This window comes from Streptomyces sp. NBC_00158 (assembly GCF_045160885.1).
Classification (GTDB): domain Bacteria; phylum Actinomycetota; class Actinomycetes; order Streptomycetales; family Streptomycetaceae; genus Streptomyces.
This window is the reverse complement of record NZ_CP108161.1, coordinates 2,069,756-2,094,921: the sequence shown is the minus strand read 5'-3', so window position 1 is coordinate 2,094,921 and position 25,166 is coordinate 2,069,756. Positions and strand designations below refer to the sequence as shown.

The window sequence follows — 25,166 nt, the reverse complement described above, 5'->3', positions numbered from 1 at the left end:
ACGGCTGTTCGGATAGTTCCAGCCATCAAACCGGGCCAACGGCCCTGGGGGGCTCATGCGTAGATCCAGAGGGCTGAGTGCTGCCCTCGCACTGTCACTGGCCGGTGCCGGCACGGGCCTCGGCCTGGTGCTGATGCCCGAGGCATCCGCCATCACACCGCCGGTGGCCTTCACCGCCGACGAGCTGCCCACCTGGCAGCCGAACGGCGTCGTCTTCGCCATGGAGCAGGCGAACGGCACCGTCTTCGCCGGCGGCACCTTCTCGGCGGTCCGCCCGCCCGACGCCGTCGGCGGCGCCGAGCAGGAAGCGGTCAACTTCGTGGCGCTGGACGCCGCGACGGGCAACCCCACCTCCTGCAAGCTGGCCTTCACCGTCGGCGACGGCAGCGCGACCGTCCGGGCGCTGGCCGTCTCCAAGGACAAGAAGACCCTGTACGCGGGCGGCTACTTCGGCGCCGTCAACGGCACCCCGGTCTCCAGCCTCGCGGCGATCGACATCGAGACCTGCACCCCCAAGGGCGCCTTCCACCCGGGTGTGCCCGCCACCGTGCGCGCGCTCGACGTCACCGACGACACGCTGTACGTCGCGGGCGACTTCGCCGCCGTCGAGGGCCAGACCCGCGAGCGGTTCGCCGCGGTCGACGCCGCCTCCGGCGCCCTCAAGCCCTGGACCGCCAACGCGGACGAGCCCGGCCGTGCGGTCAAGGTCAGCAACGACGGCAAGAACGTCCTGCTCGGCGGCGACTTCTTCTCCGTCAACGGCGCCAACACGCACGCCCTGGCCGTCGTCAACGCCACCACGGGTGCGGTCGCCAAGACGTACTCGAACATCCCCTCCAACTCGGTCGTCAAGCACATCTCGGCCGACGCGACGGGCTACTACACCGGCAACGAGGGCTCCGGCGGCGGCGTCTTCGACGGCCGCATCGGCCTGAACACCGACTTCAGCGAGAAGTGGCGCGACCGCTGCCTCGGCGCCACCCAGTACGTGCTGCCGTACGACGGGGTCCTCTACAGCTCCTCGCACGCACACGACTGCTCCAGCGAGCTGGAGTTCCCCGACGGCAAGCGGAACTTCTTCCTCGCCCAGTCCACCGACCACACCGGCGCAGCCCCCGCGCCCGTGGACGGCTTCGTGCGCGGCCCGCGCAAGCTCGGCTGGCACCCCACCGCCAACGACGGCATCGGCGAGGGCATCGGCCCGCGCGTCATGTCCGTCGCAGAGAAGAACGGCGTCAAGTACCTTTGGGCGGGCGGTGAGTTCACGCTCATCAACGGCCAGCCCCAGCAGGGCCTGACCCGCTTCGCCAACACCGGCGACGTCGGCGCGCCGACCACCCCGGTCGCCAGCGCCGCCAGCGTCAAGCCCGGCGAGGTCCAGGTCCGCTGGCGCACCAGCTACGACCAGGACGACAGCAAGCTGACGTACCGGATCTACCGCAACGGTTCGGCCACCCCGATCGCCACCGTGACCGCCGACTCCCTGGAGTTCGAGCGGCCGCAGGCGTCCTGGAACGACACCACCGCCAAGGCCGGCCAGTCCTACAGCTACCGGGTGAGCGCCACCGACGCCGCCGGCAACACCAGCGCCCTCTCGGCGAGCGTCTCCGCGACCGTCCCGACCACCGCGGCGGCGTACCCGGAGAAGGTCCGCGCCGACGGCGCCAACCTGTACTGGCGCTACGACGACACCGTCAGCCCGTACGTCGCGGACTCCTCCAACGGTGGCAACACCGGCGGCGTCCAGGTCAACGCCCCGGCCCTGCGCCAGAGCCCCGGCGCCGTCAGCGGCACCAGCACGGCCATGGGCTTCAACGGCACCAGCCAGCAGGTCCACAGCGACCACCGGCAGTTCGTCGGCGCCAGCTTCACCATCGAGACGTGGTTCAAGACCAACACCACGCGCGGCGGCAAGCTGATCGGCTTCGGCAACAACACGGTCAACAGCAGCGGCTCGTACGACAAGCAGCTGTACATGACCAACACCGGCCGCCTCGCCTTCGGCGTCTACAACGGCTCGGCCCGGACCATCACCACCGGCCTGTTCGAGACGTACAACGACAACAAGTGGCACCACGTCGTCGGCACCCAGGGCCCCGGCGGCATGACCCTCTACGTCGACGGCCAGAACAAGGGCACCAACAGCGCCACCAACTCCACCCCGTACGCCGGCTACTGGCACGTGGGCGGGGACAACCTCAACAGCTGGCCGAACCGCCCGACGAGCAACTTCTTCGCCGGCCAGCTCGACGAGACCGCCGTCTACCCGTCGGCGCTCACCCAGGCCCAGGTCAAGTCCCACTTCGACCTGGCCAAGGCCCCGACCGACACGGTCTCCAAGGTCACCGCGTCCGAGGACACCTACGTCAACCAGGGCGCCCCGGGCACCTCCTACGGCACCTCGTCCTCGCTCGCGGTGCGCGGCACCTCGGCGTACGAGACGTACCTGCGCTTCACCCTCCCGGCCGCCCCGGCCGGGCAGGTCCTGAAGGCCGCCTCCCTCCAGTTCAAGACCTCCACGCAGACCGGCGCCGGCACAGCCGACACCGTCTCCGTGGTCCCGGTCACCGGCAGCTGGAGCGGCGACGCCACGACGTTCAACACCAAGCCCGCCCTCGGCACCACCCCGCTCGGCAGCATCACGGGCGTGCCGGACGGCTCGGCCATCCAGAACGTCGAACTGGACACCGCCGCGGTCTCCGCGGTGCTGGGCAGCAGCTACGGCCTCGGCCTGACCAGCGCGGGCACCGACCCGCTGTGGATCTGGTCCTCGGAGTCGACCGCCGCGGACGCCGCTCCGCAGCTGGTCCTCACCTTCGGCCAGAAGTAACCGCCTGACGGAACACGGGGCCCGGCACCGGACGTGCCGGGCCCCGTGCTCCTCCCCACGTACGGGAGCCACCTGATGTACCGACGCCCCGCGGCGGCCGCCGTCCTGCTCGCCGCCGCCCTCACGCTGACCGGCTGCAGTTCCGCGGACGACGGCAAGGCCGACTCCGCGCGGGCCGCCGCCACCCCGAAGCCCCCGGCCGCCTCCCCGGCCCCGGACCCGGCGGACGCCACGACGGCGCCCACCACCCCGGCGTCCCCCGACGCGAAGCCGACGGGCCCGGTCCTCCCGGACGCGAAGCTGATCCCCAAGACGGGCAGCTTCAAGGAGAACGAGAAGAAGTACCTGAGCGGACGCGTCCCCGAGAAGACGGACCCGGCCGCCGTCCTCCAGACCGGCCAGGAGACCTGCCAGCGGGTGGAGCGCACCGCCAAGCGGGACAAGGACGCGGCGGCCGCGTCGATCGTCTCCGGCGAGGTCACCGGCGCGAAGGACGCGATCACCTTCCTCTGCCCGGAACAGAAGCCGGTCCTCGACGCGGCCCAGAAGGGCTTCGCCGACGGCACCCGCCCCGCCCCGGCCCCCGGCACCTACCGGGCCGCCACCCAGAGCACCACGTGCACCTGGGAGGCGAAGTCCAAGGACGGCTCCGTCCTCGCCTCGGGCCCGGAAGCCCCGCCCAAGCAGGGAGACAGGATCACGGCCACCATCCCGCCCGGCACCGACCAGTTCACCTCGACGGGCTGCTACGCCTGGCTCCCGGCCTAGCCCCGACCGCGTTTCCGCCCCCACCTTCCGGGTACCCGCGCCGTCACACGACACAGCGGAGGCGATTCGCATGCGCGGCATCGGCGGTTGCATCACCCTGATCGTGGTGGGGGCCGTCCTCACCTTCGCCAGCGACTGGGAGCTGGAGAGCGTCGACCTCGACCTCGTCGGCCTGATCATGATGGTGGCGGGAGGCATCGGTCTCGCGGTCTACGCCAGCGTCCTCAAGCGCCGCCGCACGGCCGCCCTCCCGGTGGTGGAGGAACACCACCGGGACGTGATCTGAGCCCTCAGCGGCGTGAGGCCGCGCCCTCGTAGACGGGCAGCAGGGTGTCCAGTACCGCGTCCATCGAGAAGGCGGTGGCGGCCAGTTCGCGGGCTGCCTTCGACGCGGCGGGGTTGTTCCACGGGTCGAGGAGGGCCAGGACCGCCTCTGCCACCGGGGCCGGGCCCGGGTCCACCGTGCGGCCCGCGCCCGCCGACGCTATCTCGCGGGCCAGGCCGTTGGAGTGGGTGACCACCGGGGGGACGCCCACCGCGAGGGCCTCCAGGACCGACATGGGGAACGGCTCGTCCACCGAGGGCAGTACGTAGACGTGCGCGCGCCGGAGCTCGGTGAGGACCTCGGCCGCGGACAGGGCGCCCGGCACCGTGAAGCGGTCGGTGAGGCCCAGGGCGGTGATCCGGGCCCGGACCGCCGCCAGCTCGCCCTCGTCCGGGCCGGCCACCACGAACTCCGCGTCCGGGTGGGCCTCCAGGACCGCCGGAGCGGCGTCCACGAAGTCCACCGGGCGCTTGCGGGCCTGGAGCCGGGCCGAGTAGAGGATGCGGGGCGGGCCGGACAGCGGCGGGCGCTCCTCCTGGGCCGGGGTGCCGTTCACCAGGCGGACGGCACCGGCCAGGGGCGAGCCCACGACGGCGTTCAGCCCTTCCCGCTCGTGCGGGGTCAGGTACAGCACGGCGTCCGCGCCGCGCAGCAGGCGGCGCACCGCCACCGCGTCCAGGACCTTCGCCAGGAGCTTCCCGCTCGGGTCCACCATGCCGTGGGTCTGGAGGACCAGCGGCTTGCCCGCGCGCAGGGCAGCCAGGGCGAGGGGGAGGGTCACCAGGTCGCGGGCCAGGTGGACGTGGACCACGTCCGCCTCCCGCACCAGCCGCGACGCCGAGGCCAGCAGCGCGGGCGAGGTCATCCCGCTGAAGCCGAGCGGGAGGATGCGGCGGGCCGGGAACAGCTTCGCCGGGACGCCCTCCACCGACGTCGGCCACGGGTCGAAGCCCTCGCCCAGGGCGAGGAGGCGCGCCTCGTGGCCGCGCGCCCGCAGCCCCTTGGCCAGGTTCAGGGCCACCCGCACCGGGCCGCCGAAGGCGTGCGAGGGGGAGTGGAGCGTTACCGCGTGCAGGACCTTCACTTCGGCTCCTCCACCGGGCGGCGGCTGCCGTCCTGGGTCTGCAGGGTCAGTTCGGGCAGGTCCTTGTGGACCACCGCGCCCGCGCCCGCCACGGCGCACCGGCCCACGGTCACGCCCGCCAGCACGGTCGCCCGTACGGCCACCCACGCGCCGTCCTCGACGGTGATCGGGGCGTTGCGGTAGCGGAAGTCGGCGGCCCGGTGGTCGTGCGAGCCGGTGCACAGCATCGATTCCTGCGACAGGCACACGTGCGAACCGATGGTCACCGGCTCCAGGTTGAGCAGCCAGGCGCCCTCGCCGATCCACGTGTGGTCGCCGACCTCCAGCTTCCACGGCCACAGCACGCGCACCTTGTGCCGGATCAGCACCCCCTCGCCGATCTCCGCCCCGAAGGCCCGCAGCAGCGCCACGCGCAGCCGGGAAGGGCAGAACCACGACATGAAGAGGGTGTTCATCACGGCGAACCACAGAGCCTGCGTCAGAAACCCGCGCCCCTTGTCGTATCCGGCCAGTGTGAAGGCAGGAAGATCGCGCAACAGAAGCCCCTCGTCGTCCACCCCGGGCGCGCCTCCCCGGGCGCCGAACGCTCAGACTAGACTGCCCGCTGATCACGCACAGGGGTGGGGGCAACAGTGGCCACGGACATACGCAAGCCCACCGTGAAGCCGGTTCCGGTACCGCCGCCGCCCGCCGAGGACGAGTCCCAGTGGGGGAGGGTCACCACCCCGCGCACCCTGCTCTCCCGCGCGCTGTCCGTTCCGCTCGCCCTCGGGTTCAGCGTCTTCCTCCCCCTCCTCGTCGCCGTCCAGCCCGGCGACGGCCAGCGCGACGCCGCCTACTGGCTGCAGCTGCTGCTCACCATGTACGCGGGCGCCCGGCTCTCCGCGATGGTCCTGACCAGCCGCCGCAAACTGCTCCAGGGCTCCTTCTGGCTCTTCGTCTACATGGCCATGGGCGTGGCCCCGCTCGCCCAGGCCGTCCTCGGCCGGGTCCCCACCCCCGTCGTCGGGCCCCGCTCCGACCTCACCCTCGCCATCGGGCTGGTCCTGCTCGGCTGCACCGCCTTCGACGTCGGAGTACTGCTCGCCCGCCACCGGCCCGCGGGACGGGCGGGCGGCTCCCAGAAGGAACCCCGGCCGGTCATGGCCCACCGGCGCAGGCTCCAGCTTCTGACCGTCCTCGCCTTCCTGGGCAGCGCGGCCTTCATCGTCAAACTCGGAGGCCCCGCCGTCTTCTTCTCCAGCCGGCAGGAGATCATCGCCGGCATCCAGGAGGCGGGCGTGTCCAACGGTGACGGCCAGGCCGGCCAGGCCCTGCTGCGCGGCTTCGGCACCGTGCCCGCACTGCTCGCGCTGCTGCTGTACACGCGGTGGCTGATCACCTCGAAGTTCGCCCGCCGCAGGATGTCGGTGATCGCCACGTGGGCGGCGCTGGCGGTGCTCAACGTGATCGTCAACAACCCGGTGTCCAACCCGCGCTACTGGTTCCTGACCGTCCTGTTCGCGCTGCTGTTCACGGTCTTCCCGGTGAGCGCCGCCATGTACCGGGTGGCGCTGTCGATGGCGGTCGTGGTCGCCCTCCTCGTCTTCCCCTTCGCGGACCGCTTCCGCTACGACGAGAAGAACTACAAGCCCGTCGAGACGACCTCGTTCCTGGAGCCGATGGCGCTCAAGGACTACGACCAGATCGGGATGTTCGCCAACACCATCACCTTCTCCAACTCCGGCCCCGGCCACTTCTACGGGCGCCAGCTCGCCGGATCCGTCTTCTTCGCGGTGCCCCGCTCGGTGTGGCCGGGCAAGCCGCGCGACACGGGCGTGATGGTCGGCCAGTGGATGGGCACGGTCAACACCAACCTCTCCTCCCCGATCTGGGCCGAACTCTGGCTGGACTTCGGCCCGCTGGGCATGGGCGCCGGCCTGCTGGGCATCGGTTACGCCGCCGCGCGCGTCGACCGCCGCTACGCGAAGCGTGCCACGCGCCGCTCCGCCCCGGGCAGCCTGATCTCCGTGGTGGTCCCGCTGGTCGCCGGGTACTCCTTCATCCTGCTGCGCGGTCCACTGCTCCAGGCCTCCGGCCGGGTCGCGATCGCCGCGATGTGCCTCGCGCTCGTGGCCACGTACCGCCAGGACAAGGCCACCACGCTGCGCTGACGCGGCGCACCGCGCACCCGTGCGGCCCTTCGTGGCCGCAGGGGGCCAGGCACCTCCGTGCCACCCCGAACCCCTGGAACACCCCGGGGCCCGGAAGACATGATCCTCTCAACATCGCAGCAGTGGGGCGCCGGGGGGGAAACCGGGCCGGCGCCGATGGGCGCACACCTGGAGCGCCACGTCATCACGGGTCAGTGCGAGTGCGCACACGCGGCCCATCTGCGTCTGAAATCTGGGGGATTGCCATGCCTGCTCGCCGTCGGCTCACCACGCTCGCGTCCGTCACCGCCACCGTTGCCGTCAGCTCCTCCGTGCTCCTGTCCCTGGGCACCGCCCCGGCCTCGGCCGCCAGCGTGGCGACCTGGGACAAGGTCGCCCAGTGGGAGGCCGTCTCCGGCGGCACCCTCTTCCACACGGTCCGGCACGCCGACGGCACCTGGACGGGCTGGGGCGACGCCTCCGCCGAGACCGGCGTGACCGGCGTCGACGACGTCGCGGTGGCGGGCACGGGCGGTGACCTCCAGCTGGTGGTGACCACCGAGGGCGGTGCCAAGCGCTACCACGGGGCCCGTTTCGCGAGCGGGCAGTGGGTCCTGAACGACCTCTCCTCCGTCGTCCCCTCGGGCGTGACGGTCACGGACGTGGCGGCGGCGCAGGTGAACAACGAGCTCCAGGCGGCCTTCGTGACCACCGACGGCCGGGTCCTGCACACCATCCGCGCGGTGAACGGCACCTGGTCCCCGGCGGCCCCGGTCGACCTGACCGGCGTCCCCGGCACCCGGACCGGCGTCTCGATCACCGGCACCTACAACTGATCCGGCACCCCTTATCCAGACACACGGCGGGCCCGGGACGATCACCGTCCCGGGCCCGCTCCCGTGCTCCTCAGGCGGCGGCCGCGGCCTCCGCCGGAACCTTCAGCCGGGCCACCCGCAGCCACCCGGCGGCGGCCTTCGCGGCGGAGCCCAGGGCCAGGCCCCAGGCGGCGCCCGCCACGCCCCACACGGCGTACCCGCCCAGCAGCAGGGCCACCGACAGCAGCGAGAACACCACCTGGAGCGAGAGGGTGGCCTTCGGCCGGAGCACGCGCAGCGTGAGCAGGGCGCAGGTGCCCAGGCCCATGACCGCGTACTGCGCACCCGTGGCGGGCAGCAGCGCGGCGGCGGCCGGCCAGGTGTCGCCGAGCAGCTCCCGGCCCAGCCGGTCCGGCAGCGCGTACAGCACCGCCGCCCAGCCCCCGCCCAGCACCGCGAGGACGGCCCCCGCCAGCAGGGTCAGCCGGACCACGCCGCGCTTGCCGGAGGCCCGGCCGACCACCGGCGGCCCGAAGGCGCCGGCCGAGTTGAACAGCACGTTCAGCGGGCCGAAGAGGGTGCTGGCGCCGCGCAGCGCACCGACGGCGAGCGGAGTCGCGAACGCCCCGAGCCCGAGCACCGCCAGCTGGCTGGAGCCGTTGCCCACGGCGAACTCGACCACGAAGCGCTGCCCGAGGTGCCCGCGCCGCAGATAGGGCCGCAGGTCACCGCGGCCCCCGCGGACGAACGGCCGCAGCAGCCACAGCCCCAGCCCCAGCGCGGGCAGCGCGGACAGCCCCCACACCAGCACCAGCCGGCCCGCGGAGACCCCCTGCGGCTGTACGGCCAGCGCCGCGACCACGCACACCAGCCGCAGCGAGTCCGCGGCCAGCGCCCGCTCGGGCACCCGCAGGGCGGAGAAGCAGTAGCGCAGCCCGTCCTGTACGAGGACCGGCGGGAGTACGAGGCCCAGCGCGAGCAGCGCCCACCCGGCGTCCCCGGGCACCGCGAGGCCCGCCGCGGCCAGGACGAGCCCGGCCGCGGCCGAGGCGGCGGCCGTGAACAGTACGGAGGAGCGGCAGACCCGCCCGAGCCCCTCGCCCTTCTCCAGCACCACGGTCTGCCCGACGTAGGACATGTTGAGCCCGAGCAGCACGCTGAAGGCCACGTAGACCATCGAGAACGCGGCGAACCCCGACGCCGACGACAGCCGGGCGGCCAGCACCAGCACCAGGATGTTCGTGGCGCTGGAGGCGGCCTGGTCCAGGACCGAGGAGACCGCGGCGAGCCCCCGCCGGCTCACCTCTGGCCCGTGCGGACCGTGCGCAGCGCCACCGTGTCGCTCCCGTCGCCCGGGGCGGACTCCGCGTCCCCGGCGGCCGCGCCGGCGGACGGGGGCGCCGCGTCAGGTCCGGGTCCGGCCGGCGCACCGGCCTTGGAGCCGCGCTTCCCGGTGGGCAGCGGGGCGTGCAGCACCGCGCCCAGCACGGTCCCGCCGGCGCCGCTGATCAGCTCGCGGATCCGGGCCAGGTCGCTGCGGTGCACGGCGCGCGGGTCGCAGACGACGAGGACGCCGTCGACGCGGTCGACGAGGGCGAGCGCGTCGGCGTACGACAGCACGGGCGGCGCGAGCACCACGACGGTGGAGTTGGGGTCGTCGGCCTCGGAGATCAGCCGGCTGGTGCGCGCGGAGGTCAGCGCGCGGGGCACGTTGCGCACCCGGTCGCCGGGGATCAGGTCGAAGTCGCCGGACTCGGCGGCGTCCACGATCAGCCGCCGCCCGGCGGGCCAGTCGGAGTCGGCGGCCGCGCCGCCGCCCGCCCCCGCGCTCCAGCGCGGCCGGTCGTCGGTGTCGGTCGGCAGCTGGCTGGCCAGGACCGGGGTGCGCAGGTCGGCCTCGATGAGCAGCACGTCCTTGCCGGTCTCGGCGAAGGAGGCGGCCAGGTTCACGGCCACGGCGGCGGCCGTCTCGCTGCTGCCGCGCGGGGCGACCACCAGCAGCCGGCGCCGGTCGGCGAACCGGGCGTCGTAGGCGAGCCGGAACGCCACCGAGCGGTACTCCTCGGCGAGCCGCGGGTCGGCCTCCCCGGCCGCGAGGAGCGGGCCGCCGCCGGTCCGGTCCCGGGGCAGGTAGCCCAGTACGGGCGCGCGCAGGGACCGGGCCACGTCGCCCTCGGAGCGCGGGGCCGGGTCGAAGACCAGCCGGACCCACGCGGCGAGCAGGCCGAGGGCCAGGCCCACGGCCGCGCCGAGGGCGAGGGACATGGGGACGCCGGGCCCGTCGGGTGCGGAGGGCGGGGCGGCGGCGCTGGTGACCCGGCCCGGGGTCATGTCCAGGGCCTGGAGCTTGGCGATGTTGCTGTTGAGGGTGTTGACCTTGTTCTGGAGGTCGGTGCGCGAGGAGAGGGAGGCGTCGCGGGCGGTGCCGGCCGGCATGTTGTTGATCTGCCGGGCGACCTCGTCGAGCTGCTTGGCGACGGGGTCGCGCTGGGCCTCGTACCCCTTGACCATCTTGTCGCGGGTGACGTCGAGGGCCTCCTGCCGCTTGAGCAGGTAGGCGGCGGCCATGCCGTTGGCGCGCTTGGCGGCCTCCTCGGGGGAGGCGGCGGTGTAGGTGAAGCGCAGCACCATCGTCTGCGGCGGGTTGGTCACCTGGAGTCCGGAGCGGAGCGCCGGGAGGTCCTTGGCGGCGACGCCGAGGTTCTTCGCGGCCTGCTCGGCTATGGAGCTGGAGAGCGCGACCTGCCGCTCCGAGCCGATGTTGATGGCCTTGTCGGGGGCCAGGCTCGGGTTGAACGGGTCGTCGGTGGGCGCGCGCAGCACCACGTCCGCGACGGACACGTAGGTGTCCGCCGTGGAGACGCCGAGGTAGACGCCGCCCAGCAGGCCGACGGCCACGCCGGCGCCGAGGAGCCTGCGGTAGCGCAGGAGCTGCTTGAACTGGTCCCGGAGGAGATCGGGTTCGTCCTCGGCGGGGGTCGTCGCCGGGCGGTTCGTCTCGGTCACGGCCGGTTCCCCCCGAGTGCTTCGTCGATCAGTGCGTCGATGCGGGCGAGGCCCGCCTCGCGGCTCAGGTGGGCCGCCACGTGGACGGGCCCGGCCGCCCCGAGGGCGTCGGCGCCCGCGGGGTCCTCGGCCAGGGACCGGACGGCCTCCAGCAGCGCCTCGGGGTCCTCCGGCGGTACCAGCACCCCGGCGCCCGAACGGCGCACCTCCTGCGCGGTGCCGCCCTGCGAGGCGACGGAGGCGACGACGGGGCGGCCGGCCTGGAAGTACGAGGTGAGCTTGGACGGCACGCTCATGTCCAGCACGGCGGCGTGCTGCGTGACCGCGAGGACGTCCGCGGCGGCTAGGACGTCCGGGAACCCGCCGTCGGAGGCGGGCGGGATGATGTCCAGGTTCGGGACGTCGGCGGCCATGTCCGCGAGGGCCGCGCGCTGGCTGCCGTCGCCCATGAGGACGAAGCGGACCCGCGGGTCCAGGCGGGCGGCGCCGACGAGGACTTCGAGGCCCTGCTTGAGGCCCATGTTCCCGGAGTGCAGGACGACGGTCTGGCCGGGCGCCCACCCCAGGTGCCGGCGGGTCTCCCCGCGCGGCTTGGTGGGCTTGGCCACGTGCGACCAGTTGGGGACGAGGCGGATCTTCTCCGGGTCCACGCCCATCGCCACCACCCGGTCCACGAACGTCTCGTGGATGACGCCGACCAGGGTGGCCCGCTTGAGGGCGTACGCCTCGGCGCGCGCGGCGATCGCGGCCGCCTTGTCCCCGCCGCTGATGCCGCTCTGCGCGGCCGCGGCGCCCATCAGGTCCTGTACGACGGGTACGAACGGCACCTTCCAGCGGGCCGCGAGCCGTGCGGCCGTCACCCCGCCGGCGAGGCTCGGCATCTGCGCCATGACCAGGTCGGGCTTCGGCATCCGGGGCGGGGCCACGGCACCGTGCAGCAGAATCGATCCTTCAAAGAGGGCGCGCCTGACGGCGGTCTGACGGGGCGGCACGGTGTGCGCCCGCCGGTGCACGGTGACCCCCGCGCGCTCCTCGGTGTGCCGCAGCTTCCCCTTGTACTCCGGCTCGACCGACCAGGCCGGGTAGTGCGGCATGCCCGCCAGAACGTGCGCGTCGTGGCCGGTACTCGCCCAGTGCTCCGCGATCTGGGTGGCGTACGGGCCGATGCCCGCATGCTCCGGGGCGTAGTTGGTGGAAACCAGCAGCAGGCGCCGGTGACCGGATGTGGACACTGAACGTCCCCTTCTCCCCTGGATGATGCGCACGTCACCCTATTCGTTCACCCGGCGGGGTGTGGAACGCGCACGCTATTGTCGGCTAATCGCCGCACCGGGGGGTGCGGCCGCTGGGGGTAACCGATGACGGAGCACGACATGACCGATCCTGTGCCGTCCGCACGCAGGCCGTACCGGGTGGGCTACGCCCCCGGTGCCTACGACCTGTTCCACATAGGACACCTGAACATCCTGCGCCACGCCCGCAGCCGGTGCGACTACCTGGTGGCCGGAGTGGTCTCGGACGAGATGGCCGAACTGGCCAAGGGGCGCCGCCCGATGATCCCGCTCGTCGAGCGGCTGGAGATCGTCCGCAGCGTCAAGTACGTCGACGCCGCCTTCGTGGAGACGGTTCCGGACAAGGTGGAGACCTGGAAGCAGGTCCGCTTCGACGTCATCTTCAAGGGCGACGACTGGCGCGGCACCCCCAAGGGGGACAAGCTGGAACGGGACTTCGCCGCCCACGGGGTCGACGTCGTCTACTTCCCGTACACCGTGCACACCTCCAGCACCCAGCTGCGCCGGGCCCTGGACGCCCTCGCCCAGCCCGCGCACCCGCCGCTGCCGGAGCAGCTCACCGCCGAACGGCGCTGAGCTCGCGGAACCACTTGGCCAGGAACGCCGCGAGGAACAGGACGGCGACCGCACCCAGGCCCGCGTACGCCCAGCGGAACAGCGCACCGCCGCCCAGCATCAGGAACACCAGGCAGAACACCCCGTAGTCCACGGGCAGCAGGGCCACCGCGCGCAGGGTCGAGGGGGTGGCGGCCGGGCTGCCCGGGGCGGGCTTCGGCTTGAGCTTCTCGGTCAGCAGGCCGCCGAAGAAGGTGACGACGGCGGCGAACTGGAAGACGAGCGGCACCAGCAGCCAGCCCTCCGAGCCGGTCCCGTACGCCTTGGGGAAGCGGTGGAAGGCGATGAGCACGCAGGCGTGCAGCGCGGTCAGCTTGGCGGCGTCCACCACGTGGTCGAGCCACTCGCCCGCCGCGCTCCCGCCGCCGCGCAGCCGGGCGAGCTGGCCGTCGGCCGAGTCGAAGGCGAAGCCGACCGCGAGCGCAGCCCAGACGGCGATCCCCAGCCCCCAGGAGGGGGCGGCCAGCGCGACCGCGGCGACGGCCACGAAGCTGAACGCCGCGCTGATCAGGGTGACCTGGTTGGGCGTCAGGCCGAGCGCGTACGACCCGGCGGCCAGGTACCGGCCGGCCGGCCGGTTGACGAACCGGGAGTAGAGCGACACCCCCTTCGCCGACTTCTGCGCCCCCCGCAGTTCCCGGAGCGCGGTCCCGAAGTTCCCCATGCGCCTGCCCCTGCCCTGTCCGTGTGGTCATGTGTTCCCGCGTTCACATGTTCGTGCGTTCACGGGAAGGGCACATCATCGCAGGGGGAACGAAAGGTTCCGCTCCGGATCGGTCAACTCACGGAAGCAACCGTCCTCCTCAGTTCACCACCCGCAGCAGCAGCACCGACCTGGCCGGGACCGTCAGCGGCTCCCCGCCCCGGTGCCGCGTCCCCGGCGGAGCCTCCTGGGACTCCCGCGAGGTGTCCAGCACCAGCTCGTACGCCGCCGCCCACGGCGGCCCCGGCAGCACCCACTCCACCGGCCGGTCCCCGGCGTGCAGCAGCGCGAGGAAGCTGTCGTCCGTCACCTGGCGGCCCCGCTCGTCCCGGCCCGGGATGTCCCGCCCCGACAGGTACAGGCCCAGGGCGGCGGCCGGCGCGTACCAGTCCCGCTCCGTCATCTCCGCACCCGCCGGGGTGAACCAGGCCAGGTCCCGCAGCCCGTCCGCGCCCTGCGCCCGCCCCGAGAAGAACGCCCGCCGGCGCAGCACCGGATGCGCCTGGCGCAGCGCGACCAGCCGCCGGGCCAGCGCGAACAGACCGCTCCACTCCGGGTCGGACAGCAGGGACCAGTCCACCCACCCCGTCTCGTTGTCCTGACAGTACGCGTTGTTGTTGCCGCCCTGCGTGCGCCCGAACTCGTCCCCCGCCACCAGCATCGGCACCCCCGTCGACAGCAGCAGCGTCGTCAGCAGGTTGCGCAGCTGCCGCCGCCGCAGCGCCCCGGTCCGCGGATCGCCGTCCTCGCCCTCGGCGCCGCAGTTCCAGGACCGGTTGTCGTTGGTGCCGTCCCGGTTGGCCTCCCCGTTGGCCTCGTTGTGCTTGCGCTCGTACGACACCAGGTCGCGCAGGGTGAACCCGTCGTGGGCGGTCACGAAGTTCACCGAGGCGTACGGACGCCGCCCGCCCCACGCGTACAGGTCGCTGGAGCCCGACAGCCGGTACCCCAGGTCCCGTACGTCGGGCAGCGCACCCCGCCAGAAATCCCGCACCGCGTCCCGGTACCGGTCGTTCCACTCCGTCCACAGCGGGGGGAACGCCCCCACCTGGTACCCGCCCGAGCCCACGTCCCACGGCTCCGCGATCAGCTTGACCCGCCGCAGCACCGGGTCCTGGGCGATCACCGCGAGGAACGGCGACAGCATGTCCACGTCGTGCATCGAGCGGGCCAGCGCCGCCGCCAGGTCGAAGCGGAAGCCGTCCACCCCCATCTCGGTCACCCAGTACCGCAGCGAGTCCGTGATCAGCCTCAGCACGTGCGGGCGCCCGGCGTGCAGGGTGTTCCCGCAGCCGGTGTAGTCGGCGTAGCGGCGCTGGTCGGACTGGAGCCGGTAGTAGCCCCGGTTGTCGATCCCGCGCAGCGACAGCGTCGGCCCCAGCTCACCGGCCTCCGCCGTGTGGTTGTAGACCACGTCGAGGATGACCTCGATGCCCGCCGCGTGCAGGGCCTTCACCATCCGCTTGAACTCGCCGACCTGCTGCCCCGCCGTCCCGCTGGCGGAGTACCCGGCGTGCGGGGCGAAGTACCCCACCGAGTTGTACCCCCAGTAGTTGCGCAGGCCCCGCCGCAGCAGGTGGTCCTCGTGCGCGAACTGGTGCACCGGCAGCAGCTCCACCGCCGTCACGCCCAGGGTCTTCAGGTGCTCCACCGCCGCCGGATGGGCCAGCCCCGCGTACGTGCCGCGCAGCTCCTCGGGAACACCCGGATGGCGCATCGTGAACCCGCGCACGTGCAGCTCGTAGATCACCGTGTCGGCCCAGGGCGTCTTCGGCCGGACGTCGTCCGACCAGTCGTCGTCATCGTGGACGACCACCCCCTTCGGGACGTACGGGGCCGAGTCCCGGTCGTCGCGCACCGTGTCCGCGATGTACTGCTGCGGCCAGTCCCGCACGTGCCCGTACACCTCCGGCGGCAGCGAGAAATCGCCGTCGACGGCACGCGCGTACGGGTCCAGCAGCAGCTTCGCCGGGTTGTACCGGGCGCCCGTCCAGGGGTCCCAGCGCCCGTGCACCCGGAAGCCGTACCGCTGACCGGGCCGCACACCCGGTACGAACCCGTGCCAGATCTCGTGCGTCAGCTCGGTCAGGGTGCAGCGCGTCTCCGCCCCGAGGGCGTCGAACAGGCACAGCTCCACCGCCTCCGCGCCCTGGGCCCAGAGCGCGAAGTTGGTGCCCTCCACTCCGGCCGGCCCCGCGTGGTAGCGGGCCCCCAGCGGGTGCGAGGAACCCGGCCACACCGGTGGCGGCGGGTGCGCGGCCGCCCGTAACACCTTCGCCTGGACCCGTTCCCGTACGGCGTCCATCCCCTCGACGGCCCGGCCGGCATCACTGCCGGCGGCGTCCACCGCCTCTTGCTCGGCTGCGCTCGACACTGCCCGCCTCCACGGCTCCTGGGTACCGGCGGGGGGAGTGCGGCCCGGCGTCCCGGCCAGGGCCCGCCCCGTCTGGTCCTTCCCACTGTTCTGCCCTGACTGTTCTGCCCGGAACGTGCCCGGCCCTCACGTTTCCCCCGGAGGGCCCCGGTCGTTGGACGGAACGTGACTCTTCTGACGAGGCGGGCAGGGGCGGGGTTGGCCGCCGTGGCGGCGTGGGCGGGCCTGCTGGGCGGGCTGACCGGCTGCACCGGGGACGGCGGGTCCCCCGTCGAGATCTCCCTGCCCGGAAAACCCCGCTCCCCGGACGAGGCCATCCGGATCACCCCGGACGACAACGCCAAGGGCGTACCGGCCGAGGGCCCGCTGCGGGTGAACGTCCCCGAGGGCCGCCTCGAACGGGTCCGGGTCACCAAGGTCGAGGACGCCCAGGAGGAGGAGGTCCCCGGCGAGATCGCCGCCGACGGCCTCAGCTGGAGCCCCGACCCCGACGCCGGACGCCTCGCGCTCGCCGCCAAGTACACCGTCGACGCGGTCGCCCTCGACGGGCACAACCGCCGCCAGGCCCGGCACACCACCTTCACCACCTACGTCCCCGAGGAGCGTTTCATCGGCTACTTCAAGCCCGAGAACCGCTCCACCGTCGGCACCGGCATGATCGTCTCCTTCAACTTCAACCGGTCGATCAAGCGGCGCGCCGACGTGGAGCGGGCCATCACCATCACCTCAGACCCGGCCGTGGAGGTCGTCGGCCACTGGTTCGGCTCCGAGCGCCTGGACTTCCGGCCCAAGACGTACTGGAAGGCCGGCGCCGAGGTCACCGTGAAGATGAAGCTCCGCGACATCGAGGGGGCGCCCGGCTCCTACGGCATCCAGGACAAGACCATCCGCTTCACCGTCGGCCGCTCCCAGGTCTCCACCGTCGACGCGGAGGCGCACACCATGGAGGTCCGCCGGGACGGGCAGCTGCTGTCCACCATCCCCATCAGCGCCGGGGCGCCCAAGAACACCACCTACAACGGCAAGATGGTGGTGATGGAAATGTTCGACGTCACCCGGATGAACGGCGCCACCGTCGGCTTCACCAGCGAGGACGGCAAGGGCGAGTACGACATCCCGGACGTCCCCCACGCCATGCGGCTCACCGCCTCCGGCACCTTCCTGCACGGCAACTACTGGGCCAGCCCAGACACCTTCGGCTCCACCAACACCAGCCACGGCTGCGTGGGCCTGCGCGACGACAAGGGCGGCGGCTCGGACACCCCGGCGGGCTGGTTCTTCGACCGGACCCTGATCGGGGACGTGGTGGAGGTCGTGAACTCGCAGGACAAGACCGTCGCCCCCAACAACGGACTGGGAGGCTGGAACATGTCCTGGGCCGACTGGGTGGCCGGCTCCGCCATCGGCTGACACACTCCGGACCTCCCCGCACCCCGGGGGAGCGGCGCAATCGAGTGATTGTCAGACCGGAATGCCGTACTCGCCGAGTGTCTTCCGTCCGCCGCGCCGAAGCCTGCCCGCAGCCTGTCAGGGCCATCGGCGCGGGCAGGTGGCCGAGACAGCGGACGGAGTGTCATGTCAGCAAGGAAATGGACCCTCGGGCTGGCCGTGGGCGTCGTACTCGCCAGCGGGTCCCCCACGGCCCTCGCGGCGGGCCCCGGCACCGAGCCGCCGGCCACGGCGCGCACCCTGAGGGCCCCGCTGCCGGGCGGCCTGGGGCCCTGCATCCCGGGTGACGGGCCGGGCGAGGCGTGTCCGCCCTTCTGGCCGGATCCCAACAACCTCCCCTTCACCGGCCGGGACAAGAACATCAACGTCTTCGTCGGCGGGGACATGCTGGTGCGGCTGGGCGCCGCCGAGGCCGAGGGCAAGGTCGTCGTCCTCGGCGACTTCGACATGAACAAGACGGCCGGCGTCTACAACGTGGGCATCGCCGGAGTCGGCTCCCGCGTCCCCCCGCCGAACGGATCGGACTTCCTGACCACCGGCGGCAACGTCACCGTGGCCACCGGCCAGACCCTGCTCGCCGACGGCGGCGTCGTCCGCTACGCGGGCGCCCTCACCGGCAACGTGACCGGCACCCGCACCCGCGACGCCAACGCCGCCGACCCCTACACCCGCCTGCGCGGCGCCCTCACCTCCGCCAGCACCTGCTACGCCCTGCCCGGCGGAGTCCCGCGCACGCCGACCGGCCGGGCCGTGTACAGCGACCAGGAGACCGTGTTCACCGGCGACGGCCGCTCGCCGCTCCAGGTCTTCAACGTGGACTTCGACCTCTCCGGCCCCTCCGGCCGGCAGCAGACCCTGCGCTTCGCCGGGATCCCGGCCAACGCCACCGTCCTGGTCAACGTCACCGGGGAGAACCCCGCCCTGCGCGTCAACAACTCCCTGCTCCCCGAGGGGCTGCGCGAGCGGCTGCTGTGGAACTTCCCCAACGCGGAGTCGGCCACCATCGCCGGCTCGGCGCAGCTCGGCGGCAGCGTCCTGATCGGCCCGCAGGCGTCGGTCACCAACGTCTCCGTGATCGGCATGAACGGCCGCTTCTTCACCGCGGGCAGCGTCACCCATACCAGCCCGACGGCGACCACCGGCCTGGGCGCGGAGTTCCACGCCTATCCCTTCAACGGCGACCTGCCCGACTGCGCGCCCGTGCCGCCGGCCCGGGGCTCGGTGTCCGTCCTCAAGCACGACGAGAACGGCCGCGCCCTGTCCGGAGCGAAGTTCGAACTGTGGAAGGAGACCAACGGCGTCGACGGGCTCCAGGCCACCGGCGCCGACGCCGACACCAAGGTCGCCGACTGCACCACGGGCGCGGACGGGATCTGCGCGCGGGAGGAGGAGCTCGGCACCTACTACTGGCGCGAGACCGCCCCGCCCACCGGCTACGACCTCCCCGCGCAGCCCGTCCACACGCTGGTCCTGACGGCCGAGAACGCCGCCCAGGGCGTGCGGTGGACGGCCGTGAACACCAAGACCCCCGTGCCGCCGGACGAGAGCGCCCGGGTCGTGCTGCGGAAGGTCGACAAGGACAGCGGCGACCCGCTGCCCGGCGCCCGCTTCGAGCTGTGGCGCGAGAGCAACGGCACCGCCGGCCTCCAGACCGGAACGAACCCCGACACCCTCCTCGGGGACGGCGCCTGCGTCACCGACGCGCGGGGCACCTGCACGGTCGAGCTGCCGGTCGGCCAGCGCTACTACTGGCGGGAGGTCGGCCTGCCGGCGGGCTACGAGAGCCCCCGTGACCCCGTCACCGCCTTCGACCTGGAACTCGGCGAGAACGAGGAGTACGTCATCGTCACCGTCCCGAACAGGAAGGCGGACGAGGACCCGAACGGCGTCATCAAGGTGCTGAAGAAGGACGCCAAGACGAAGCAGCCGCTGCGCGGCGCGGAGTTCGAGCTCTGGCGGGAGACCGGCAGGGCAGTGGGCCTCCAGCGGAGCGGTGACGACGCCGACGAGCGGGTCGGGGACGAGTGCACCACGGGCCGGGACGGTGTCTGCGCCTTCGACGAGCTCCCGGACGGCTCGTACTACGTGGTCGAGGTGGACGTCCCGGACGGCTACGTGCTGCCGCGCGACCCGGTGACGGGCCCGCTGACCCTGGACGGCCGCACCCCGGGCCACCGCCTCGCCGTCACCCTCCTCAACAAGCGCGCGCACGACGGCCAGACCTGCCACTGCAAGGACGAGCCGGACCACGGCAAGCCCGGACACGGGAAGCCGGACCACGGCAAGCCCGATCACGGCAAGCCGGACCACGGCCGTCCCGACCACGAGGGGCCCGGCCACGACGGTCCCGGCCACGGGCGTCCCGACGGCCCCGGCTGGAACCCGGGCGAGTGGCCGCTGGGCGGTGACCGCAAGGCCTGACAGCCCTTCCGCCCCGGTACTTGGGACGGAACGGTGACACGACTGTGCCTATTCGTAATCTCCCCATGTGATTTCCTGTCGACAAGCGCGCGACTGTCCGTGCGCGGGGGACATGGGGAGAACACGAGTGAACCTGCAGCCGATACGCGGCCGCGTCCGCACCGGCCTGCCGGCCGTTCTGCTGGGGGCGGCCCTGCTGCTGACCAGCGCGTGCAGCGGCGGCGGCAACAGCGGGGGCAGCGGCGGGGACAACGGCAAGGCCGGTGGCGGTACGGCGAAGACCGGTACCGAGGCGTCCAAGGCCGTGGTCAACGTCAAGCCGGACGACGGGTCGAAGGAAGTCGCCACCAGTGGCGTCCTGAAGATCACCAGCAGCGGGGGCAAGCTGACCACCGTGACGGTGGCCGACACCAAGGGCAACGCGGTCGAGGGCAAGCTGGCCGCCGACGGCGCGACCTGGGAGCCCGCCCGCAACCTGGCCGCCGCCACCGAGTACAAGGTGCACGCGGTGGCCAAGGACGAGGCGGGCCGCGAGTCCGCCAAGGACACCACCTTCAGCACCCTGACCCCGCAGAACACCTTCGTGGGCCACTACACGCCCGAGGACGGCTCGACCGTCGGCGTGGGCATGCCCGTGTCCATCAACTTCACCCGCGGCATCACCAACACCGAGGCCGTCGAGAAGGCCATCACCGTCACGGCCGAGCCGTCCGTGCCGGTCGAGGGCCACTGGTTCGGCAACGACCGCCTCGACTTCCGTCCCGAGAAGTACTGGGCGGCGGGCACCAAGGTCACCGTGAAGATGGCGCTGGACGGCGTCGAGGGCCGCCCCGGCGTCTACGGCAAGCAGACCCGTACGGTCACCTTCACCGTCGGCCGCTCCCAGGTCACCACCGTCGACGCCACCTCCAAGAAGATGGAGGTCGTCCGCGACGGCCAGGTCCTCAAGACCATCCCGATCACCGCGGGCGCCCCGTCGACGACCACCTACAACGGTCAGATGGTCATCAGCGAGAAGTACAAGGTGACCCGGATGAACGGCGCCACCGTCGGCTTCGGCGGCGAGTACGACATCTCGGACGTCCCGCACGCCATGCGCCTGTCGACCTCCGGCACCTTCGTGCACGGCAACTACTGGGCCCCGTCCAGCACGTTCGGTTCGGAGAACGTCAGCCACGGCTGCGTCGGCCTGGAGGACGAGCGCGGCGCCGGTGACCCGAACACCCCCGCGGCCTGGTTCTTCAACGAGTCGCTGATCGGCGACGTGGTCGTCGTGAAGAACTCCAAGGACAAGCAGATCGCCCCGGACAACGGCCTCAACGGCTGGAACATGGACTGGGCGGAGTGGATCAAGTAACCGGTCCGCGTACGTGAACCGGTGGCCCGGTGCTGTGACCCACAGCACCGGGCCACGGTGCGTTAACCGCGGCTAACCTTCCCCGTATGACCATCTCTCTCGAAGTCTCCGAAGGCGTCGGCACCATCCTGCTGGACCGCCCGCCCATGAACGCCCTGGACATCGCCACCCAGGACCGGCTGCGCGAGCTCGCCGTGGAGGCCACCGACCGCGCCGACGTGCGCACGGTCGTCCTCTACGGCGGGGAGAAGGTGTTCGCGGCAGGCGCGGACATCAAGGAGATGCAGAACATGGACCACGCGGCCATGGTCGCCCGGTCCCGCGCGCTCCAGGACGCCTTCACCGCCGTGGCCCGGATCCCCAAGCCCGTCGTCGCCGCCATCACCGGCTACGCCCTCGGCGGCGGCTGCGAGCTCGCGCTGTGCGCCGACTACCGGATCGCCGCCGACAACGCGAAGCTCGGCCAGCCCGAGATCCTGCTCGGCCTGATCCCGGGCGCCGGCGGCACCCAGCGGCTCTCCCGGCTGATCGGCCCCTCGAAGGCCAAGGACCTGATCTTCACCGGCCGCATGGTCAAGGCCGAAGAGGCCCTCTCCCTCGGCCTGGTGGACCGCGTCGTGCCCGCCGCCGAGGTGTACGAGCAGGCGCACGCCTGGGCCGCCAGGCTGGCCCAGGGCCCGGCGATCGCGCTGCGTGCCGCCAAGGAGTGCGTGGACGCCGGCCTGGAGGCGGACATCGACACCGGCCTGACCATCGAACGCAACTGGTTCGCGGGCCTGTTCGCCACCGAGGACCGCGAGCGCGGGATGCGCAGCTTCGTCGAAGAGGGCCCGGGCAAGGCCAAGTTCGTCTGAGGAGTGCTCGAATCCACCCGCACGGAACCCCTGCGGGTGGATTAGCCAGGCCTTAAGGCAACCTTAAGGGGACCTGGTGATCCACCGACGGTGATCGCCGCACAGCGGAACGTCACCCCAGGTCAGGGTGGTTCATGCGGCCCTCGATTGCCTTTCGCATATGCCGGGACGCCCCCTCGGAATCCATGGTTCCGGGGGGTGTATTCCTGTGGAACGGCCCGGACGGGCGCGCGGGCCGTCCATGATGGGTGCATGGCGGGCCTGGAGGGTGTGGAACAGCCGCGGCAGCGCAGCAGCGCTTCGGCCGTACGGCTCACGGCGGCGGTCGAGGACGAACAGGGTCTCAGGGCCCTGGAGTTGTACGGCAACCCGGCCGAGGCGGAAGTGACGCTGCCGTCCATGCCGGAGTCCGCGAGCACGGCCCGCCGGCTCACGCAGAGCGTGGTCGTCCGCTTCTGGGGGCTGTCGCCGCAGATCTCCGAGCACGCCGTCCTGCTGGTCTCGGAGCTCGTCGGCAACGCCGTGCGCCACACCGGGGCCCGCTCCTTCGGCTTACGGATGCTGCGCAGGCGCGGCTGGATCCGCGTTGAGGTGCGCGACCCCTCGCGCGGGCTGCCCTGTCTGATGCCGGTCCACGAGCTGGACACCACGGGGCGGGGGCTCTTCCTCGTCGACAAGCTCTCCGACCGCTGGGGCGCCGACCTGCTGCCGCGCGGCAAGATCACCTGGTTCGAGATGCGGGTCGCCGACCGCTGAGGGGCCCCGGAACGCCAGAAACCCCCTGTCGCCGAGGTGGGGCGCTACGGGGGTTTCATGGGGCGCCGAGGATCGGTGGGGTGTGTGATCCTCGGCGGAGGACTTCGCTCGGGTCAAAGGGAAGCCGTGGTTCCGACTATGGCAGACGAGGGCTCAAACGCCAAAAGTCCCGACTCGGACATAAGTGTGCATATCCCAAGAGTTTCCACCTAAATCCTAGGTGAGATGGGCCACTCACCTCGTAATCAACGAATAAATATCGACCGCTCTGTGTAAATCGTTGATCACATACCGGACACCCGGCCCTGGGCGCCCCTCTGACGAAAGTCCCAAATTGGGTCAATCATTACCTTGAGGGGCATCCGGCTCTTAAATGGGCGGGTGCTCTGTTATCCAGACCGTCGTACGGCCCTGCGCGCCACGGCGGCGGCCGCCGCCGGCGCCCTCACCGCGGCCTGCGGCGCGGGCGGTGACCCGGCGGCCCCGGGACCCGGCCGGGCCGCCCCCGCCACACCCGCCCGCCCCGCAGGGCGGGCGCCCGCCGCCCCGGCCCCGGCCCCGCGCCGCATCCCGGGGCAGCCGGTGGAGATCGCGCACGGCCCCCGCGACCGGCCCCGGGTCGCCCTCACCTTCCACGGCAACGGGGACCCCGCCACCGCCCGCGCCGTACTCGCCGCCGCGGAGAAGGCAGGCGCGCGGGTCACCGTACTGGCCATCGGCGAATGGCTCGACGAGCACCCCGACATGGCCCGGCGGATCCTCGACGGCGGCCACGAACTCGGCAACCACACCCAGCGCCACCTCGCCGTCAACGCCATGTCCGAGGCCGAGGCCTACGCCGAGATCACCGGCTGCGCCCAGCGGCTCAAGCGGCTCACCGGCTCCATCGGCACCTGGTTCCGCCCCTCGCAGACCCAGCACGCCACCCCCCTCGTCAGGACCCTCGCCCAGCGGGCGGGCTACCCGCACGTCCTCTCGTACGACGTGGACTCCCTCGACTTCACCTCGCCCGGCGCGGCGGCCGTCATCCGCAACGTCACCGGGACGATCCGGCCCGGATCGGTGGTGAGCCTGCACTTCGGCTACGCGGACACGGTCGACGCGATGCCCCCCCTCCTCGAAGAACTCGCGCGCCGCGAACTGCGCGCGGTGACCACCACGGAGCTGCTGACCTCATGAAGACCACCCGCCTTCCCCGGAAGGCCACCGTGCTCCTGGCCGGTCTGGTCCTCGCCGCCCTGGCCGGCTGCGGATCGGCGGACAAGGCCCCCGCCGAGGCGCTCGGCACCAAGGGGCCCGCGAAGGTGCCCGCCAAGGCCGTCCCGGCCGTGCCGCCGGGCCTGGCCGGGATGCCGCCGCTGCTCGACCCCCACGACGTGTACGCCGCCGACCGGCCGGGCAAGCTCTCCCCGGTGGTCAAGGACTTCCCGTCCCGGGTCTACGTGCCGAACACCAACTCCAACACGGTGTCCGTCATCGACCCGGCCACGTACAAGGTCATCGACACCATCCCGGTCGGCGTCCAGCCCCAGCACGTGGTGCCCTCCTGGGACATGAAGACCCTCTGGGTCAACAACAACCGCGGCCACACGCTCACCCCGATCAACCCGGCCACCGGCGAGGCCGGCAAGCCCGTCGAGGTGCACGACCCGTACAACCTGTACTTCACGCCCAACGGCAAGTACGCCGTCGTGATGGCCTCCATGGACCGCGAGCTCGTCTTCCGCGATCCGCACACCATGGACCGGGTGAAGACCGTCCCGGTCACCTGCTTCGGCGTCAACCACGCCGACTTCTCGGCGGACGGCCGCTACTTCATCGTCAGCTGCGAGTTCTCCGGCGAACTGCTCAAGGTAGACACCGAGAAGATGGAGGTGATCGGCCAGCAGAAGCTGCCCTTCGAGGGCGCCATGCCGCAGGACGTCAAGATCTCCCCGGACGGCAAGACCTTCTACGTCGCGGACATGATGGCGCACGGCATGTGGGTGCTCAGCGGGGACAAGTTCGACGTGCCCAAGCTGCTGCCCACCGGCAAGGGCTGCCACGGCCTGTACGTCAGCCGCGACTCCAGGGAGATGTACGTCTCCAACCGGGGCGAGGGCAGCGTCTCGGTCTTCGACTTCAAGGAGAACCGCCTCACCAAGAAGTGGCAGCTGCCCGACGGCGGCAGCCCCGACATGGGCGGGGTCTCGGCCGACGGCAAGGTGCTGTGGCTCTCCGGCCGCTACAACTCCGAGGTCTACGCGATCGACACCGTCACCGGCAAGCAGCTGGCCCGCGTCCCCGTCGGCGGCGGCCCCCACGGCCTCGCCGTGTACCCGCAGCCCGGCCGCTACTCCCTCGGCCACACCGGCATCTTCCGCTAGCGCGCGCGACGGTGCCCCG

General features: G+C 72.3%; 20 protein-coding genes. 13 read left to right on the top strand and 7 right to left on the bottom strand.

Going from position 1 to position 25,166, the window contains the following annotated elements; genetic code table 11:
- The first annotated feature begins 55 nt into the window (after positions 1-55).
- The 3 genes from OG553_RS09255 to OG553_RS09245 all read left to right on the top strand — a co-directional run bounded on the left by OG553_RS09255 (position 56) and on the right by OG553_RS09245 (position 3,884).
- A complete protein-coding gene (locus OG553_RS09255; protein WP_405978526.1) occupies positions 56-2,830 on the top strand; it encodes a LamG-like jellyroll fold domain-containing protein in 2,775 nt (924 codons plus the stop codon).
- Between the two features lie 75 nt (positions 2,831-2,905).
- Positions 2,906-3,598: a hypothetical protein gene (locus tag OG553_RS09250; RefSeq protein WP_405978525.1), complete on the top strand. Its 693-nt coding sequence runs from the start codon at positions 2,906-2,908 to the stop codon at positions 3,596-3,598.
- A gap of 70 nt (positions 3,599-3,668) precedes the next feature.
- Positions 3,669-3,884 carry a DUF6458 family protein gene (locus OG553_RS09245; protein WP_405978524.1) on the top strand — a complete coding sequence of 72 codons (216 nt, stop codon included), beginning with the start codon at positions 3,669-3,671 and terminating at the stop codon, positions 3,882-3,884.
- Between the two features lie 4 nt (positions 3,885-3,888).
- Here the strand turns inward: OG553_RS09245 and OG553_RS09240 are convergent, their stop codons facing one another.
- Complete coding sequence (locus OG553_RS09240) at positions 3,889-5,007, bottom strand: glycosyltransferase (protein ID WP_405978523.1); 1,119 nt, start codon at positions 5,005-5,007, stop codon at positions 3,889-3,891.
- On the bottom strand, positions 5,004-5,543 hold the full coding sequence (locus tag OG553_RS09235; RefSeq protein WP_405978522.1) for a WcaF family extracellular polysaccharide biosynthesis acetyltransferase: 540 nt from the start codon (positions 5,541-5,543) through the stop codon (positions 5,004-5,006). The genes OG553_RS09240 and OG553_RS09235 overlap by 4 nt, the downstream gene beginning before the upstream one ends.
- 96 nt (positions 5,544-5,639) lie before the next feature.
- Between OG553_RS09235 and OG553_RS09230 the strand changes: the two genes are divergently transcribed.
- Together OG553_RS09230 and OG553_RS09225 are read left to right on the top strand one after the other, a co-directional pair.
- The gene (locus OG553_RS09230; RefSeq protein ID WP_405978521.1) at positions 5,640-7,160 is read left to right on the top strand and encodes a hypothetical protein; all 1,521 of its coding nucleotides are present in this window, start codon (positions 5,640-5,642) and stop codon (positions 7,158-7,160) included.
- Between the two features lie 245 nt (positions 7,161-7,405).
- Positions 7,406-7,975, top strand: coding sequence for a hypothetical protein (locus OG553_RS09225; protein WP_405978520.1), 570 nt, complete (start codon positions 7,406-7,408; stop codon positions 7,973-7,975).
- Between the two features lie 70 nt (positions 7,976-8,045).
- On the opposite strand, the gene OG553_RS09220 is transcribed toward OG553_RS09225, so the two are convergent.
- From OG553_RS09220 to OG553_RS09210, 3 genes are read right to left on the bottom strand one after another with little or no spacing between them, the layout of a single operon-like run.
- A complete protein-coding gene (locus OG553_RS09220; RefSeq protein ID WP_405978519.1) occupies positions 8,046-9,257 on the bottom strand; it encodes a hypothetical protein in 1,212 nt (403 codons plus the stop codon).
- Entirely contained in the window at positions 9,254-10,960 is a 1,707-nt protein-coding gene (locus tag OG553_RS09215; RefSeq protein ID WP_405978518.1) for a lipopolysaccharide biosynthesis protein, read from the bottom strand. The genes OG553_RS09220 and OG553_RS09215 overlap by 4 nt, the downstream gene beginning before the upstream one ends.
- On the bottom strand, positions 10,957-12,162 hold the full coding sequence (locus OG553_RS09210) for a glycosyltransferase (RefSeq protein WP_405982999.1): 1,206 nt from the start codon (positions 12,160-12,162) through the stop codon (positions 10,957-10,959). The genes OG553_RS09215 and OG553_RS09210 overlap by 4 nt, the downstream gene beginning before the upstream one ends.
- A 171-nt stretch (positions 12,163-12,333) precedes the next feature.
- Between OG553_RS09210 and OG553_RS09205 the strand changes: the two genes are divergently transcribed.
- A complete protein-coding gene (locus OG553_RS09205) occupies positions 12,334-12,828 on the top strand; it encodes an adenylyltransferase/cytidyltransferase family protein (RefSeq protein WP_405978517.1) in 495 nt (164 codons plus the stop codon).
- Here OG553_RS09205 and OG553_RS09200 read toward each other — a convergent pair.
- Together OG553_RS09200 and glgX are read right to left on the bottom strand one after the other, a co-directional pair.
- Positions 12,809-13,531 carry a CDP-alcohol phosphatidyltransferase family protein gene (locus OG553_RS09200; protein WP_405978516.1) on the bottom strand — a complete coding sequence of 241 codons (723 nt, stop codon included), beginning with the start codon at positions 13,529-13,531 and terminating at the stop codon, positions 12,809-12,811. The two genes, OG553_RS09205 and OG553_RS09200, sit on opposite strands and share 20 nt — an antisense overlap.
- A gap of 139 nt (positions 13,532-13,670) precedes the next feature.
- Complete coding sequence (gene glgX, locus OG553_RS09195) at positions 13,671-15,944, bottom strand: glycogen debranching protein GlgX (RefSeq protein ID WP_405978515.1); 2,274 nt, start codon at positions 15,942-15,944, stop codon at positions 13,671-13,673.
- A 174-nt stretch (positions 15,945-16,118) separates the two neighbouring features.
- Between glgX and OG553_RS09190 the strand changes: the two genes are divergently transcribed.
- From OG553_RS09190 to OG553_RS09160, 7 genes are all read left to right on the top strand, one after another.
- Positions 16,119-17,354 (top strand): Ig-like domain-containing protein, encoded by a 1,236-nt coding sequence (locus OG553_RS09190; RefSeq protein WP_405982998.1) that lies wholly within the window; start codon positions 16,119-16,121, stop codon positions 17,352-17,354.
- Positions 17,355-17,519: 165 nt separating this feature from the next.
- The gene (locus tag OG553_RS09185) at positions 17,520-19,814 is read left to right on the top strand and encodes a choice-of-anchor A family protein (RefSeq protein ID WP_405978514.1); all 2,295 of its coding nucleotides are present in this window, start codon (positions 17,520-17,522) and stop codon (positions 19,812-19,814) included.
- A 112-nt stretch (positions 19,815-19,926) separates the two neighbouring features.
- Positions 19,927-21,171 carry an Ig-like domain-containing protein gene (locus OG553_RS09180; RefSeq protein WP_405978513.1) on the top strand — a complete coding sequence of 415 codons (1,245 nt, stop codon included), beginning with the start codon at positions 19,927-19,929 and terminating at the stop codon, positions 21,169-21,171.
- Positions 21,172-21,257: 86 nt separating this feature from the next.
- Complete coding sequence (locus OG553_RS09175) at positions 21,258-22,025, top strand: enoyl-CoA hydratase/isomerase family protein (RefSeq protein WP_405978512.1); 768 nt, start codon at positions 21,258-21,260, stop codon at positions 22,023-22,025.
- Positions 22,026-22,172: 147 nt separating this feature from the next.
- Positions 22,173-22,781: an ATP-binding protein gene (locus tag OG553_RS09170; protein ID WP_128637141.1), complete on the top strand. Its 609-nt coding sequence runs from the start codon at positions 22,173-22,175 to the stop codon at positions 22,779-22,781.
- Between the two features lie 381 nt (positions 22,782-23,162).
- Positions 23,163-23,960, top strand: a complete 798-nt coding sequence (locus tag OG553_RS09165) for a polysaccharide deacetylase family protein (RefSeq protein ID WP_405978511.1) — start codon at positions 23,163-23,165, stop codon at positions 23,958-23,960.
- Entirely contained in the window at positions 23,957-25,147 is a 1,191-nt protein-coding gene (locus tag OG553_RS09160; RefSeq protein ID WP_405978510.1) for a YncE family protein, read from the top strand. Before OG553_RS09165 ends, OG553_RS09160 begins: the two co-directional genes overlap by 4 nt.
- Positions 25,148-25,166 lie beyond the last annotated feature (19 nt).